This window comes from Kiloniella spongiae (genome assembly GCF_001026905.1).
Lineage (GTDB): Bacteria > Pseudomonadota > Alphaproteobacteria > Kiloniellales > Kiloniellaceae > Kiloniella > Kiloniella spongiae.
The window spans coordinates 24,100-38,681 of sequence record NZ_LAQL01000007.1 but is presented as its reverse complement, the minus strand read 5'-3'; the positions used below and the strand labels follow the sequence as shown (position 1 = coordinate 38,681).

13 protein-coding genes are annotated in these 14,582 nt (G+C 47.0%); 10 read left to right on the top strand and 3 right to left on the bottom strand.

Annotation, left to right across the window (positions count from 1 at the left end; genetic code table 11):
• Positions 1–36 precede the first annotated feature (36 nt).
• The 3 genes from WH96_RS11480 to WH96_RS11470 are packed head-to-tail and all read left to right on the top strand — an operon-like array spanning position 37 to position 4,210.
• The gene (locus WH96_RS11480) at positions 37–2,271 is read left to right on the top strand and encodes an ABC transporter permease (protein WP_245629481.1); all 2,235 of its coding nucleotides are present in this window, start codon (positions 37–39) and stop codon (positions 2,269–2,271) included.
• Entirely contained in the window at positions 2,268–3,338 is a 1,071-nt protein-coding gene (locus tag WH96_RS11475) for an ABC transporter ATP-binding protein (RefSeq protein ID WP_047764332.1), read from the top strand. The genes WH96_RS11480 and WH96_RS11475 overlap by 4 nt, the downstream gene beginning before the upstream one ends.
• 50 nt (positions 3,339–3,388) lie before the next feature.
• Entirely contained in the window at positions 3,389–4,210 is an 822-nt protein-coding gene (locus tag WH96_RS11470; RefSeq protein ID WP_204248187.1) for an inositol monophosphatase family protein, read from the top strand.
• 91 nt (positions 4,211–4,301) lie between these two features.
• Here the strand turns inward: WH96_RS11470 and iolG are convergent, their stop codons facing one another.
• The gene (gene iolG / locus WH96_RS11465; protein WP_047764538.1) at positions 4,302–5,291 is read right to left on the bottom strand and encodes an inositol 2-dehydrogenase; all 990 of its coding nucleotides are present in this window, start codon (positions 5,289–5,291) and stop codon (positions 4,302–4,304) included.
• Positions 5,292–5,501: 210 nt separating this feature from the next.
• Between iolG and WH96_RS11460 the strand changes: the two genes are divergently transcribed.
• From WH96_RS11460 to WH96_RS11440, 5 genes are all read left to right on the top strand, one after another.
• On the top strand, positions 5,502–7,421 hold the full coding sequence (locus WH96_RS11460) for a bifunctional 5-dehydro-2-deoxygluconokinase/5-dehydro-2-deoxyphosphogluconate aldolase (protein WP_047764331.1): 1,920 nt from the start codon (positions 5,502–5,504) through the stop codon (positions 7,419–7,421).
• A 99-nt stretch (positions 7,422–7,520) separates the two neighbouring features.
• Positions 7,521–9,368 (top strand): 3D-(3,5/4)-trihydroxycyclohexane-1,2-dione acylhydrolase (decyclizing), encoded by a 1,848-nt coding sequence (gene iolD / locus WH96_RS11455; RefSeq protein ID WP_047764330.1) that lies wholly within the window; start codon positions 7,521–7,523, stop codon positions 9,366–9,368.
• Positions 9,369–9,372: 4 nt separating this feature from the next.
• Entirely contained in the window at positions 9,373–10,269 is an 897-nt protein-coding gene (gene iolE, locus WH96_RS11450) for a myo-inosose-2 dehydratase (RefSeq protein WP_047764329.1), read from the top strand.
• Positions 10,270–10,329: 60 nt separating this feature from the next.
• Positions 10,330–11,142: a 5-deoxy-glucuronate isomerase gene (gene iolB, locus WH96_RS11445; protein ID WP_047764328.1), complete on the top strand. Its 813-nt coding sequence runs from the start codon at positions 10,330–10,332 to the stop codon at positions 11,140–11,142.
• A gap of 119 nt (positions 11,143–11,261) precedes the next feature.
• Positions 11,262–12,032 carry a substrate-binding periplasmic protein gene (locus WH96_RS11440; protein WP_047764327.1) on the top strand — a complete coding sequence of 257 codons (771 nt, stop codon included), beginning with the start codon at positions 11,262–11,264 and terminating at the stop codon, positions 12,030–12,032.
• A gap of 50 nt (positions 12,033–12,082) precedes the next feature.
• Here WH96_RS11440 and WH96_RS11435 read toward each other — a convergent pair whose 3' ends face one another.
• Entirely contained in the window at positions 12,083–12,388 is a 306-nt protein-coding gene (locus WH96_RS11435; RefSeq protein ID WP_047764326.1) for a DUF1330 domain-containing protein, read from the bottom strand.
• Entirely contained in the window at positions 12,388–13,089 is a 702-nt protein-coding gene (locus WH96_RS11430; protein ID WP_047764325.1) for a GntR family transcriptional regulator, read from the bottom strand. The genes WH96_RS11435 and WH96_RS11430 overlap by 1 nt, the downstream gene beginning before the upstream one ends.
• Positions 13,090–13,194: 105 nt before the next feature.
• Between WH96_RS11430 and WH96_RS11425 the strand changes: the two genes are divergently transcribed.
• On the top strand, positions 13,195–13,803 hold the full coding sequence (locus WH96_RS11425) for an amino acid synthesis family protein (protein ID WP_047764324.1): 609 nt from the start codon (positions 13,195–13,197) through the stop codon (positions 13,801–13,803).
• A complete protein-coding gene (locus WH96_RS11420) occupies positions 13,769–14,581 on the top strand; it encodes an alpha/beta fold hydrolase (protein ID WP_204248185.1) in 813 nt (270 codons plus the stop codon). Before WH96_RS11425 ends, WH96_RS11420 begins: the two co-directional genes overlap by 35 nt.
• The last annotated feature ends 1 nt before the right edge of the window (position 14,582 follow it).

Sequence of the window (14,582 nt, the reverse complement as noted above, 5' to 3'; positions counted from 1 at the left end):
TCATAAGCGTTACTTGAGATAAAAGAGGGAAGATTCGTGCGTACATCTTTTTTTCCATGGCTTATTATGGGGTGGATCGGCTTTGCCATTCTTCCCTGGTATGCGCTTGAAGATGGCTTCTGGGCCTTTGAATGGCTTATCGACGGGTATCCGTTTGATAGCGATTATGCCCCGGCACTTCTTCAGATCTTTCAGGATAAAGGGTGGTTATTACCACTTTTCTTCCCTCTTCTTCTGCCTTTGCGGGTTTTTAACAGGATTAAAAGCGATCCTAAATACGCATCAACTCTGATAATTTCCGGTGGTTTCGGCCTTGCCTATCTGCTTGGACAAGGCTTTAGTGTTGGGATCAGTGGTTGGGAATTCGACACGCTGGAAAGCCTGTTTGGTACTTTGGAAACACGCCAATACGGCATGGGTTACGGGGCGCTTCTCACAGCAGGCTCATTTCTTATTCTTCTGACCACCGGTCTTGCTGCAGCGGGGAATTTACGAGGTGACGTTTTTGTAACCTCGGCTATTGGGATTGTCGTTGCCCTTGTCGCTACATTTGTATTCTTACCTGTCGGGAAAATTCTGGTTTCCGCCTTTGTAAATGACGAAGGCCTTTATGCACTCAGTACTTTTACCGATAACTTCTTCACCCAAAAAATATGGGGGGTCGAATGCTTAAGCACCAGCGTCTCTTGCGGTGTTGGATTAAACTCCTTCTTTCTCGCAATTTTAACTGCCACATCAACGACATTGCTCGGGCTTGGCTTTGCATTGGTTGCAACAAGAACTGATTTCCGTTGGAAAAAATCCCTCAGAATTCTCACCATCCTTCCTATCATCACGCCGCCTTTTGTTATCGGTCTTGCCCTTATTCTTCTCTTGGGGCGCTCAGGGACCATCACTCAATTTGTCGCTGATCTTTTAAATATTGAGGCCGGGCGATGGCTCTATGGTCTTCCCGGTATCTGGTTGGCACAAACGCTTTCTTTTACCCCCATCGCCTTCCTTGTGCTGATTGGTGTCGTCGAGGGCGTCAGCCCTTCAATGGAAGAGGCTTCACAAACACTTGGCGCCAGTCGATGGCATACCTTTAAACAGGTATCCTTGCCCCTGATGCGCCCCGGTATCGCCAATGCATTTTTGATTGGCTTTATCGAAAGCATGGCCGACTTTGGTAACCCCATGGTGCTTGGCGGAAACTATGACGTTTTGTCCACAGAAATCTTTTTTGCCATCGTCGGCGCCCAAAATGATCAAAGCATGGCCGCCGTTCTGGCTATCACACTCTTAATGTTCACGCTCAGCGCCTTCTTTGCACAGCGTATATGGCTTGGCAAAAAATCCTACACCACAGTTGCCGGCAAAGCAGATTCAGGTATCCACGCCGGGATGAACCCGCTGCTGCGTCGAATTTGCCTGTGCGTTACTATTCCCTGGGCACTGTTTACACTTGTTATATACGGCACAGTTCTCTTTGGCGGCTTTGTTGTAAATTGGGGTCGGAACAACAGCTTTACCCTGCAACACTACGCAGAGGGTTTCGGCATTGGCTGGAGCGAAGGCAGTCTGGTATGGGAAGGTGCCGCATGGGATTCCTTCTGGACGACCATAACAATTTCAGCAATCGCAGCACCTCTTACCGCAGCCCTCGGCCTGTTAACTGCTTATCTTCTTGTACGCCAGAAGTTCGGCGGGAAAAACATCTTCGAATTCGGCACGATGTTGAGCTTTGCAATCCCCGGGACTGTTATCGGTGTCAGCTATATTCTCGCCTTTAATGTTCCCCCTTTTGAGTTAACAGGCACCGCTGCCATTCTTGTGCTCTGCTTTATGTTCAGGAATATGCCTGTCGGTGTACGAGGCGGAATCGCGGCCATGAGCCAACTTGATAAAAGCCTGGATGAAGCTTCTCTCACACTTGGGGCGAACAGCTTTACAACACTGAGAAAAGTTATATTGCCTTTATTGCGCCCAGCCATTGTTGCTGCATTGGTATACAGTTTTGTTCGCGCCATCACATCGGTCAGCGCTGTGATCTTCTTGGTCAGTGCAGATCATAACATGGCAACATCCTATATCATCGGCCTCGTTGAAAATGGCGAATATGGGATCGCCATTGCCTATTCCTCTGTCCTGATCTTTGTGATGCTAAGCGCAATCCTTCTTGTTCAAAAAGCCATTGGCGAGAGAAAACTGCGGAGAACAAACCGCTTGGCACCTCAATCCGACACGACAAAATCACCAACAAACTCTGCCCCGATGGAGAAACAAGCATGAGTCTGCAACTTCAAGCAGGATCCGTCACCTTCGAAAACGTCACCAAGAACTATGGCGCAGTTACCGCAATTGATAACGTCTCGTTCTCAATTGAGCCCGGTCATCTCGTCACCCTTTTAGGGCCGAGTGGATGTGGAAAAACCACCACATTGCGTATGATTGCCGGACTTGAACACGCTTCTTCCGGGCGGATCTTAATTGGCGGGAAAGACGTTACCAGCCTTCCCGCCACGGATCGCGATGTCAGCATGGTCTTTCAATCCTATGCCCTTTTCCCCCATATGACAGTTGGAGAAAACGTAGCGTACGGGTTGAACGTGGGCGGTCTAAAAGCATCAGAAGCGACAGAACGAGCAGAAGAAGGCTTGGCTCTGGTTGGCCTTGCTGGATATGCATCACGTTTACCAAGCGAGCTTTCCGGTGGCCAACAACAGAGGGTCGCCGTCGCACGTGCTTTGGTGTTGGAGCCAGAAGTCTTGTTGCTTGATGAACCCCTATCAAATCTGGATGCCAAACTACGCCGCAAAGTCCGTGAAGAAATAAGAGATCTTCAACAAAACTTAGGTTTGACGGCAGTTTATGTAACACACGACCAAGAAGAGGCCCTTGCCGTTTCTGACCGCATCATTGTTATGAACAGATCCGTTATTGCGCAGGAAGGCACACCTAGAGAGTTATATGAAGCACCTGCTTCCGCCTTTATTGCCGACTTTATCGGCGATGCAAACCTGGTTACTGGCGAAGTAACTCAGTCAAACCAGAAAACCGCGAAGGTACGCATCGAGAGCGTTGAATACGAACTCCCGAACAGAGGTTTGGGAAATGGTTCAACACAGATAGCCATACGTCCGGATTCAATTTTGCTTGAACCCGCCTCTGCAAATCAAGCTGGCATCAAAGGAAGTGTCACACATTCAACCTATTTAGGTAATCAAATCCACTATTCCGTCGATAGTCCTTTGGGTGAACTGTTTGTGGTCGATTATCGTATTGAAAACGCCATAAAGGCAGGTAGCGATATCTCTATCACCTTTGCCACCAAGGGTATGTCTCTCATTGCATCATAAATTGCCCAAAGAAAATATTTTTCAGACAACTAATACCTAAGGACTTTATTGTGTTTCTCGATTATCAGGATCTCACACCAGAAGATAAAAATGACATTGAGCAGAGATTTATTCACGGCAAGGACATGATAAAAAAGGCGGGCGAAATTGCGCTTGATTACTTTAATCGCCGCGATGAACTAATTGTCGAAACCAAAACAGATCCGCAGGACGTCGTCAGTATCGCAGACCAAAATGTCGAAAAAATTATTCGGAATTTAACACGGGACAAATTTCCGAATGATGGCTATCTCGGCGAAGAGCACGGACAGGAAAAAGGCACCAATGATTATCTTTGGGTTATTGACCCCATAGATGGTACGGCCTGTTTTCTAACAGGTATGTATGCCTGGTGTATTTCAATCGCCCTGATGAAAGGGAATAAAATCGTTGCCGGTTTTGTTTATGACCCCAATAAAGATGAGTTATTTTCTGCCCTGACAGGGAATGGCACTCACCTGAATAATCAGGTCATTCAAACACAGGATATTACCTCTGTTACACAAGGGGTCATGGGGGTGGGAACATCCCATCGTATCCCACCGTCAGAGCTCTTGCCTTTTCTCGACCAGCTACTTTCAGCAGGCGGCATGTTTATCCGGAATGGTTCCTGCGCTTTAATGATGTCATATGTGGCTTCTGGCCGTTTGATCGGTTACTACGAACCCCATATCAACCCTTGGGACTGTCTGGCAGGTATTATTCTGATCAATGAGGCTGGCGGATGGTCATCACCCTTCCTTGCTAATGATGGTTTGAACAAGGGTAATCCTATTCTTTCATCAGCAAGCGGCATTGCATCTGATCTACAAAAGATGACAGGCCTAGCCTAAAGCTGCCACCTATATCTTTTCACACCTGCACCAAAAGAGAGGACGCATTTTACGTCCTCTCTTTTTTGAGCATTCGGCCTTTTAAGCAAGACTAGGCAAGTGAAACAGGCACGTCCGTTTTTAGAGATTCGGTTGCCGCATCGGCCAAGGCTTGTGCCATGAGTCCGTCATAACCACTTGGCGACGGCTTTGCACCCTGCTCGACGACATCGATAAAGGCATTAAGCTCATCACGGTACGCAGCCATATAGCGTTCCAGGAAGAAATGCTGAACGGGATCGGCCTTAAAACCAGCAGAGGTCGCGACTTCCACAGTTGTTTCATGAACATTTCCTGCGCGGAGCATGCCCTTTGATCCATGTACCTCTACGCGCTGGTCATAGCCGTAGGTCGCGCGACGCGAATTGGATATCTGACACACCTTGCCACTTGCGGTTTTGAGGACAGCAAGCGCGGTATCCACATCCCCGGCATCACCGATAGCCGGATCAACCAATGCCGACCCTGTGGCATAGATAGAAACGGGTTCTTCGCCCAAAAGGAAGCGTGCCATGTCCAGATCGTGAATCATCATATCCCTGAACAAACCGCCGGAACGCTCAATATAGGAAACCGGAGGAGGTGAAGGGTCTCTGGATTGAATGGTGACGATTTCGACATCCCCGATTTCACCCTCAGACAATCGTCGTTGCAATGACGCAAAATTGGGATCAAAACGACGATTAAAGCCGATCATCAGGGATTGATTGCAACTCTCAACAACTTCAAGGCAGGAACGAATTCTACTCGCATCCATATCCACAGGTTTCTCGCAAAAAACAGCCTTACCTGCACGTGCGCCAGCTTCAATAAAGTCCGCATGCGTATCCGTCGAAGACGCAACAAAAACCGCCTGAACATCATCTCGAGCCAGCATATCTTCAACAGAAGAAACAACAGCTCCTGTTTTTGCTGCCAAAGATTCTGCAGCCTCAGCAAAGGCATCTGAAACGGTAACCAATTTTGCCCGACTGTTTGCCACAATATTATCTGCATGGAGCTGCCCAATCCGGCCAGCACCAATTAATCCAAACCCAACCAAAAGAACCTCCAAAGGAATACATATTCTGAATTGACTTAAATATAGAATATGTGTTTCATTACCACAAGAAGAAGATACGAAAGATTCAGTACCTCAAACTTAAGATTTGAACATTGATCTCTTTTACGTAAGCAACGCAACGACAAACAGAGCCCCGCGTTACAAACGGCCTAACAAGTCATAGAGCAGTAAGTAGAAACGACAAAAATCATGACAAAGCAACACGATCTTGATGTTATCACCATTGGACGGGCTTCCGTGGATCTTTACGGTCAGCAAATTGGCGGTCGCCTGGAAGATATGGCAAGTTTTGCGAAGTCAGTCGGCGGATGTCCAGCGAATATCGCAATTGGTACGTCTAGATTGGGATTGCAATCCGGCTTCATCACACGGGTCGGCGATGAACAGATGGGACGCTATATTAGAGAACAAATGGCCCGTGAAGACGTTGCTACTGATGGCATTATCACCGACAAGGATCGATTGACTGCATTGGTTCTTTTGGGTGTAAAGGATGATGACACCTTTCCTTTGATTTTCTATCGCGAAAACTGTGCCGATATGGCCCTGTGTGAAGAAGACATTGATCCTGCGTTTATTCAGAGATCACAATCAGTTCTTATCAGCGGCACGCACCTGTCAAAACCCAATGTTCTTGCAGCAAGCCAAAAGGCTGTATCCATAGCGAAATCCGCAGGCCGTAGAGTTATTCTGGATATCGATTACCGCCCCAATCTTTGGGGACTGGCTGGCCATGAAGCAGGGGAAGAACGCTTTATCAAATCGGATTTGGTGACAAAGCACCTTCAATCTGCTTTAGCGGACTGTGATCTTATCGTTGGCACCGAAGAAGAAGTTCACATTGCTAGCGGCACTGAAAATACACTCAACGCCCTCAAGATAATTCGCTCTCTTTCCAAGGCCGTTATTGTTCTCAAGCGGGGTCCCATGGGCTGCGTTGTCTATCCCGACGCGATACCGTCAAACCTGGAAGACGGTATTACTGGTCCAGGTTTCCCTGTTGAGGTTTACAATGTGTTGGGGGCTGGCGACGCATTTATGTCCGGATTTTTACGAGGCTGGCTCAAAGATGAAAACTTTGAGACCTGTGCTAAATGGGCCAATGCCTGTGGCGCTTTTGCCGTATCACGCCTGCTTTGTTCCCCGGAGATCCCCACATGGGACGAGTTACAATACTTCCTGAAGGCTGGCAGTAAACACCGTGCCCTACGCAAGGATCAGGATATCAATCACATCCACTGGGCCACAACAAGACGCCCTGCGGACACAAGCCTGATGGCTTTTGCCATTGACCACAGATCTCAGCTAGAGGACATGGCAGACCGCGCTGGCGTATCTCGCGATCGTATTTCAGAGCTCAAACAACTCGCGGTAAAAGCTGCCAGCAACGTTGCTCAAGGACGCCCGAACTACGGCATGCTCCTGGACAGTACCTATGGTGTAAAAGCCATGTTTGATGCTGCAAAAGAACCTTTATGGATTGGACGACCTGTGGAGTTGCCGGGTTCTCGCCCTCTGGATTTTGACCAAATCAAAGATCTGGGATCACATTTGAACGAGTGGCCCGTGGAACATGTTGTTAAATGCCTGTGCTTTTACCATCCTGATGACGAAGAAAGCCTCAGGGAACAGCAAGAAAAATCGCTATTAAGGCTTCACGAAGCTGCCCGTAAAGTTGGTCGTGAACTCCTTATTGAAATCATTGCAGGGAAAAATGGCCCTCTCGATGATGAAACAATTTCAACGGTCATGAACAGACTTTATTGTTTAGGCATAAAACCGGATTGGTGGAAACTGGAACCACAAACCAGCACGATTGCATGGCAAAACATCAGCCACGCCATTGAAGAAAATGATCTCTATTGCCGGGGTATCGTCCTATTGGGATTGGAAGCCCCTGAAGACGAGTTAAAAGAAGCCTTTGCGTCGGCGATATCTTCCCCTTGGGTCAAGGGATTTGCTGTCGGGCGGACAATCTTTGCCACAGCAGCTAATGCATGGCTAAAGGGCGAGATTGATGACAACGCGGCTATTGCAGACATGGAAAATAAATTCCGTCGTTTGACAGATGCATGGATAGAAGTCGAGAAATCAACACGCGCTTCGTAAACAAAAAATCCCATACCAACAAAGCCGATGAAGACGAAATGTGTCATACTTAGTTTTCTATCAGGCAAACAAAAATCTGCGTGAACCGGATTAAAATAGATGAAAACAATACGATTAACAATGGCGCAAGCTGTCGCTCGCTTTTTAAGCGCTCAAAAAATTGAAATTGATAACAAGGTAGAACCAATCTTTAGTGGTGTATGGGCTATCTTTGGGCACGGTAATGTCGCCGGCATGGGGGAAGCCCTCTATCAGGTTCGGGATAAGCTGCCGACCTATCGCGCGCACAACGAACAGGGCATGGCACACGCAGCAATCGCCTATGCCAAATCATCCCAGCGTCACCGCATGATGGCTTGCACGACATCCATCGGCCCCGGTGCCACGAATATGGTCACCGCTGCAGCATTGGCTCACGTCAATCGCCTGCCGCTTTTACTACTGCCCGGTGATGTCTTTGCCAACCGAAACCCTGATCCCGTGCTTCAGCAAATCGAAGATTTTAGCGATGGCACGATTTCGGCGAATGACTGCTTCAAGCCTGTATCCAGATACTTTGATCGCATTACACGCCCAGAACAAATTATCCCGGCCCTTAACAGAGCAATGAACGTTCTCACAGATCCGGCAGATTGTGGCCCGGTAACCCTATCCCTTTGCCAAGATACTCAGGCAGAAGCCTACGATTATCCAGAGAGTTTCTTTGACGAGAAAATCTGGCACATCCGCCGCCCCGCATCCGACCCCAAAGAACTTGAGATTGCGATTGCTGCTTTAAAAGAAGCCAAGAAACCTCTCATTATTGCAGGGGGTGGTGTTCACTATTCACAAGCGTGTGACACACTTCAATTCTTTGCAAAGCAGCACAATATCCCGGTTACAGAAACACAGGGCGGCAAATCAGCTTTGCCTCACGATCATCCTTTGAACATGGGAGCAATCGGTGTAACGGGAACCTTTGCAGCAAACAAACTAGCCGAAGAAACCGACCTCATCCTGGCTGTCGGCACAAGACTTCAGGACTTTACAACCGGATCCTGGGCACTTTTCAAAAATCCCGACCGACAGTTTATTGGTATCAACGTACAAAACTTTGATGCAACAAAACATCGCTCCTTACCTCTTGTTGGCGATGCAAAAAGCACCTTAAGGCAGTTAAGTGCTAAACTAGAAGACTGGAAAGCACCGGATGAGTGGGCAACCTTAGGGCAAAATGCCTATCAAAGCTGGTTAGATGCCGCCAACAAAGTTACAGCCCCGACACTAGACCTTTATCCCTCTGATGCCCAGGTCATCGGCGCAGTTCAACGCCAATCAACCGAGAACAGTATCGTTGTCTGTGCTGCAGGCGGACTGCCCGGTGAATTGCATAAACTCTGGCAAGCTTCAATGCCCGGCAGTTATCATGTAGAATACGGTTACTCCTGTATGGGCTATGAGATTGCGGGGGGCCTTGGTGTCAAGATTGCCAATCCTGAAAAGGAAGTCGTGATCATGGTCGGCGATGGCTCCTACTTGATGATGAATTCGGAAATCGCGACCTCTGTTCTTCTAGGACAAAAGCTCACAATTGTCGTACTTGATAACCGTGGCTACGGATGTATCAATCGCCTGCAGCGCGGTACAGGTAATCACTCTTTCAACAACTTGCTCGAACACACAAATCATCAGTCTTTGCCGACCATTAATTTTAAAACCCACGCCGAAAGCCTAGGGGCCATTGCCTCAAAGGTCGGTACGATTGACGAACTGGAAGCAGCTTTAGAACAAGCTCAAAGCAACGATAAAACAACCGTTATTGTGATCGACACTGATCCTCTGGAATCAACAGAAGCCGGTGGGCACTGGTGGGATGTCGCCGTCCCAGAAGTATCGGCAGACAAAAATGTAAATTCTGCGCGTAAAAACTATGAAACCGCGCTCAAGCAACAACGTATCGGAGACTAAATTTATGACCATTCGTATTGGTGCCAATCCTATTGGCTGGTCAAATGATGATATGACTGAACTGGGCGGACACATTCCGCTGGAACAATGTCTTCGAGAAGCACAGGAAGCCGGTTTTGTTGGTATGGAACTTGGCAATAAATTCCCGCGCAAAAGTGAAACGCTAAAAGCAACACTTGCCGAATACGGACATAGCCTTGTATCCGGCTGGTATTCTTCTGAATTGTTAATCCGCAGAGTTGAAGATGAACTTGTACACCTGCGCCCTCACCTAGATCTTCTTAAAGACTGTGGCGCAGATGTTCTGGTTTTTGCCGAAACATCAAACGCTGTTCATGGTGATATCGACACACCTCTCTCCAAACGTCCTGTTCTAAAAGATGAAGATTGGGTCGAATTTGGAAAACGCGTTACCGAGATTGGCAATGCAACCTTGGCCGAAGGCGTTCGCCTTGTATATCACCATCACATGGGCACGGTAGTACAGTCTGAAGAAGACATTCACAACTTTATGCGTGTCACAGGTCAATCCGTTCATTTACTGCTGGATACAGGACATGCCACTTGGGCTGGCGCAGATCCTGCGGCCCTTGCTGCACGCTACAAAAACCGGATCAGTCACGTCCACACAAAAGATGTCCGTCCAGAAATTATGGAAAAAGCTACCGACGAGAAGATGAGTTTTCTGGAGGCTGTCATTGCTGGTGTCTACACCGTCCCAGGCGATGGTATGATTGATTTTGTGAGTACCTTAAAAGAGCTTCAGGGATATCAAGGCTGGGTTGTTGTTGAGGCAGAACAGTATTCGGATGAAATTTCAGCCCTTTCCTTTGCCAAACTGGGCTATGCTAATTTGGTTAGTTATTTGCAACAAGCAGGTCTTCTTGAAAAAGCAGCGTAAAACCTGCTACACCATCGAACAAATTTAAACGACCAAATTGAATAGCACGAGAAATTAATAATGAGCCACTTACTTGTAAAACCATCAACACCGGATCAAAACGGGAAGGTGATAGAAGTCACCCCCGCAAACGCCGGCTGGAAATATGTTGGCTTTAACGTGCACAAGCTTTCAAAAGACCAAGCCATATCAGAACAAACCACTGATCGTGAAATTTGCCTCGTTTTTGTATCCGGCAAAGGTACAGTCAGTGTGGACGATCAGGACTTTGGCTCTTTAGGTGAACGCATGTCCCCCTTCGAAGGAGATCCCTGGTCAGTTTATATCCCAGGGGGATGCACATGGTCTTTAACTGCAGAGACTGATGTAGAATTGGCCGTTTGCTCAGCACCAGTAACATCGGCACCTGACAAGCGTTTGAAGCCCCGCGTAATTTCACCAAAGCAAGCAAGCAGGGAAACACGCGGACAAGGTACAAACGTTCGCCATGTAGCCAACATTTTACCAGAGACCGAACCTGCAGACAGCTTGCTTGTCGTTGAGGTTATAACACCCGGTGGGCACTGGTCTTCCTATCCCCCTCACAAACACGATCAGGATGCCTTACCAAATGAATCATTGCTGGAAGAGACCTATTACCATCGTCTCAATCCATCCCAGGGCTTTGCCTTTCAACGTGTCTATACGGATGATAGATCATTGGATGAAACCTTTGCCATAGAAGATGGTAATGTCGTTTTAGTGCCGGAAGGCTACCACCCTTGTGGCGCACCTCATGGTTACGATCTCTATTATCTCAATGTAATGGCCGGCCCCAAACGTGTCTGGAAATTCCATAACGACCCCGATCATGAATGGATGCTGAAGTCATAAAGATTTAATCCTGTTTTATTAAAAAAAACTACAAAGTGTTGCAGCACTGCGCTTAACATTTTTGAAACCTCTCCATTCATACAATAGCATGTAACCCATGACTAAAAAGGCATGCACAAATGGAGAGGCTTCTTTTCTGCAAACCAGCTATCTGTGCTTATTTTATCCTAATTTTTTTCTCCCGAATAACCTCGGCTGAAACCCTCTATTTAGTTAATGATGAATTCCCACCTTATAACAGTGCATCACTTCAAAACGGTGGGCTTGTTACCGAAATAGTCACAACAACGCTCAACCGTGCAGGTTACGACACAAGAATAGAATTCTTGCCATGGTCAAGAGCATTGAAATACGCTGAAACGGGAAGAGCGGATGGTGTTTTAGGGGCCTGGTATACAGAAGAACGTCGTAAAAAATATATCTATAGCATGCCTTTTGTGAAAAGTGGCTTACGTATGATCAAGCTGACAAAAAAGAACGTCTCTATAGATAATCCTAATGCGCTCCCCACCTACTCAATCGGTCTGCTGCGAAATTATGCTTACGAATTACCTGTTGCCCATGAAGATTTGAACACCACAACAGTAAATGACTTTTACCAAGGTCTGGAACTCCTGCGACGTGGCCGTATTGACCTATTACCAGAAGACGAAAACGTGGCGCGTCATTTGCTCCAAAAGATTTATCCAAAATGGAATGAGATCTTCGATTTTGCTAGCCCAGTGCTTGGCCGCAAAGCTTTACATTTCATCATTAGCAAAAAACGTAAGGATGCAGATAGAATCATTCAAGATTTTAATGCTTCACTTGCACAAATCAAAAAAGATGGCACCTTGGCAAATATATACGCCAAACATAATATTGTTATGCCTTCCGATTTGTACGAGTAAATAAAAGAACCTCATTCGACATTACCAATTCAAGCTTATCTGCCACTAAATCAAATTGAGTTGATATCACCAATACCTTCAACAATTGTGACACTCGCAATACAAGCACCATCGCGCTCTTTTTTTGCCATCTGATATTCTGGTGAATTATAACAGGCTCTTGCTTGGTCTATTGAATCAAATTCAATCACGACATGGCGGTCAAATTCCTGACCTTCAAAAGTTGTTACCATACCACCACGCGCCAGAAAACGTGCTCCGTGTCGGCGAAAAGCTTCTGGGGCCATCGCCATATAGCTCTTGTATTTATTCGGATCTGTAACAGTAACATGCGCAATCCAATAGGCTTTTGTCATTACGAATTGCCCTTACCGTCATTCTCGTTGGTTAATAATTTTCTTGCGATTTCTGACGCCTCATTCAAATGCACCTGAACAGATTTTGAAGCTGTATCCGGATCATTATCCGCAATCGCTTGATAGATTTCTGTAATACGCGAAAACCCGGTTTGATGGCGATCAAACGTCCCCAAAGTCATCGCTCTCAATCGACTTATACGACCATTTAACCGCTGCACGATTTCCCAAGCGACACGATGACCACTGATCTCAAAGATTACCTTGTAAAAATCAGTTGTTGTCTCAAACAGCTGTATTACCTCACCAGCATGATAAGCCGCCTCTAAAGCATCTAGTGCTTTTTTCAACCGAGCCTTATCTTTTTTAGTTGCAACACTAGCACAGGTCTCTGCAGCCTTGGCTTCAAGCAGCAAACGTACATCATAAATCTGCTTTGCTTGATCCCAATCCATCAAGGCAACTATAGGCCCTTTGTTGGGGATAATTTCGACCAACCCTTCTGCTTCCAGATAACGGATTGTCTCTCGTACAACTGAACGGCTAACCCCCAGTTGCTCGCAAAGGGGGCGTTCTACCAATCGAGTCCCCGATGGAAATTGGCCAGCAATGATAGCTGCACGCATACGTTCCAGCGCCATTTCTCGCAATGTTACGGGAGGGCGTTCAATTTTAAGACTTTGGCTTAAGCTATTACTCATACAGGGAATTTACACAGCAAATATGATCAGAGCAACAATTTGTTGACATTCCGTATTATGGTATACCATATTATCATTATTATTACGTATTTATGGAAACCGCCAATGCCTGCTGAAATTAGAAAAACCCTCCTCCATGTAGAAAACACCTTTATCGAAGGTGGAAAGAAAGCAGACGAACCGTTAAAAATGATTGCAGCTGTGGCTATCATAAAAAATCCATGGGCAGGCCAAGGTTTTGTTGAAGATCTAAAACCCGGAATACACAGCGTTGCTCCAGAACTTGGCGAGCTTCTCACCAAAATGATCATTGAAGAAGCCGGAAGCGGTGACTCAGTTGAAGGATATGGAAAATCAGCCGTAGTGGGCTTAAATGGCGAAGTCGAACATGCTTCAGCCCTGATACACACGCTTAGATTTGGCAATCATTATCGAGAGGCTGTAGGCGCAAAATCCTATCTCGCTTTTTGTAACACGCGCGGTGGTGCGAACGCCCCGATCATGATTCCTCTGATGGATAAAAATGATGGTGGGCGCCGCTCACATTACTTAACAATCCAGCTCTCCGTACCAGATGCTCCCGCTGATGATGAAATTGTCATCGCCTTGGGCGCTTCACTTGGCGGACGACCTCATCACCGGATTGGTGACCGATATCAGGATTTAAAGGACTTGGGTCATGACGTTGACAACCCGGCTGCGGTTAAGAACTGATCAAATAGTTTCCTATCTCGACCAAGGAACAGGCTCACCCCTGATACTTATCCATGGTGTCGGCATGCAACATCAGGCGTGGTCTCCTCAGATTGAGGCCTTTAGCCAGACACACCGCGTTATCGCAATTGATTTACCCGGACATGGCGAGAGCACGCCCCTTGAAAAAGGCTCAGAGCTTCCTGATTTTGTTCAATGGCTGCATGATTTCATCATTGCCCTCAATTGCGGGCCAGCAAATATCGCAGGCCATTCAATGGGAGCCTTAATTGCAGGCGGATATGTATCAGAACACCCAGAGAGCGTTAATCGTGTTGCTCTGCTAAACGGAGTTTACAAACGTACAGAAACAGCCCAAAAAGCCGTTCTTACGAGAGCCGACGAAATTGCCAATGGCGGCATTGACCTAAAAGGGCCTTTAGCTAGATGGTTTACAGAAAGTCCAACAGATTTAATAGCGAAAGAGAAAACTGAACGCTGGCTTTCTCAAATGAACCAACAAAGCTACGCAATCACCTACCGTGCTTTTGCCCGCGGTGATGCAACCTATACCGATTCATGGGAAAAAGTTAAGTGCCCGGCGCTTTTTCTGACTGGCGACGGCGATCCAAACTCTACCCCCGAGATGTCACGTACAATGGCAGAACAAGCCCCCCGGGGACATCTATGCATTATCAAAGGGCACAAGCATATGGCAAACCTGACCGCAGCAGATACCGTAAATGATGCCCTCACCGACTGGTTGAACCAACCTGTCTGTCATCACAGGAGTAGCTAAA

Coding starts and splice junctions, on each gene's coding strand:
- WH96_RS11475 (WP_047764332.1), top strand. CDS start 2,268: ATGAGTCTGCAACTTCAAGCAGGATCCGTCACCTTCGAAAACGTCACC.
- WH96_RS11460 (WP_047764331.1), top strand. CDS start 5,502: ATGACAAAGCAACACGATCTTGATGTTATCACCATTGGACGGGCTTCC.
- iolD (WP_047764330.1), top strand. CDS start 7,521: ATGAAAACAATACGATTAACAATGGCGCAAGCTGTCGCTCGCTTTTTA.
- iolE (WP_047764329.1), top strand. CDS start 9,373: ATGACCATTCGTATTGGTGCCAATCCTATTGGCTGGTCAAATGATGAT.
- iolB (WP_047764328.1), top strand. CDS start 10,330: ATGAGCCACTTACTTGTAAAACCATCAACACCGGATCAAAACGGGAAG.
- WH96_RS11440 (WP_047764327.1), top strand. CDS start 11,262: ATGGAGAGGCTTCTTTTCTGCAAACCAGCTATCTGTGCTTATTTTATC.
- WH96_RS11435 (WP_047764326.1), bottom strand. CDS start 12,388: ATGACAAAAGCCTATTGGATTGCGCATGTTACTGTTACAGATCCGAAT.
- WH96_RS11430 (WP_047764325.1), bottom strand. CDS start 13,089: ATGAGTAATAGCTTAAGCCAAAGTCTTAAAATTGAACGCCCTCCCGTA.
- WH96_RS11425 (WP_047764324.1), top strand. CDS start 13,195: ATGCCTGCTGAAATTAGAAAAACCCTCCTCCATGTAGAAAACACCTTT.
- WH96_RS11420 (WP_204248185.1), top strand. CDS start 13,769: ATGACGTTGACAACCCGGCTGCGGTTAAGAACTGATCAAATAGTTTCC.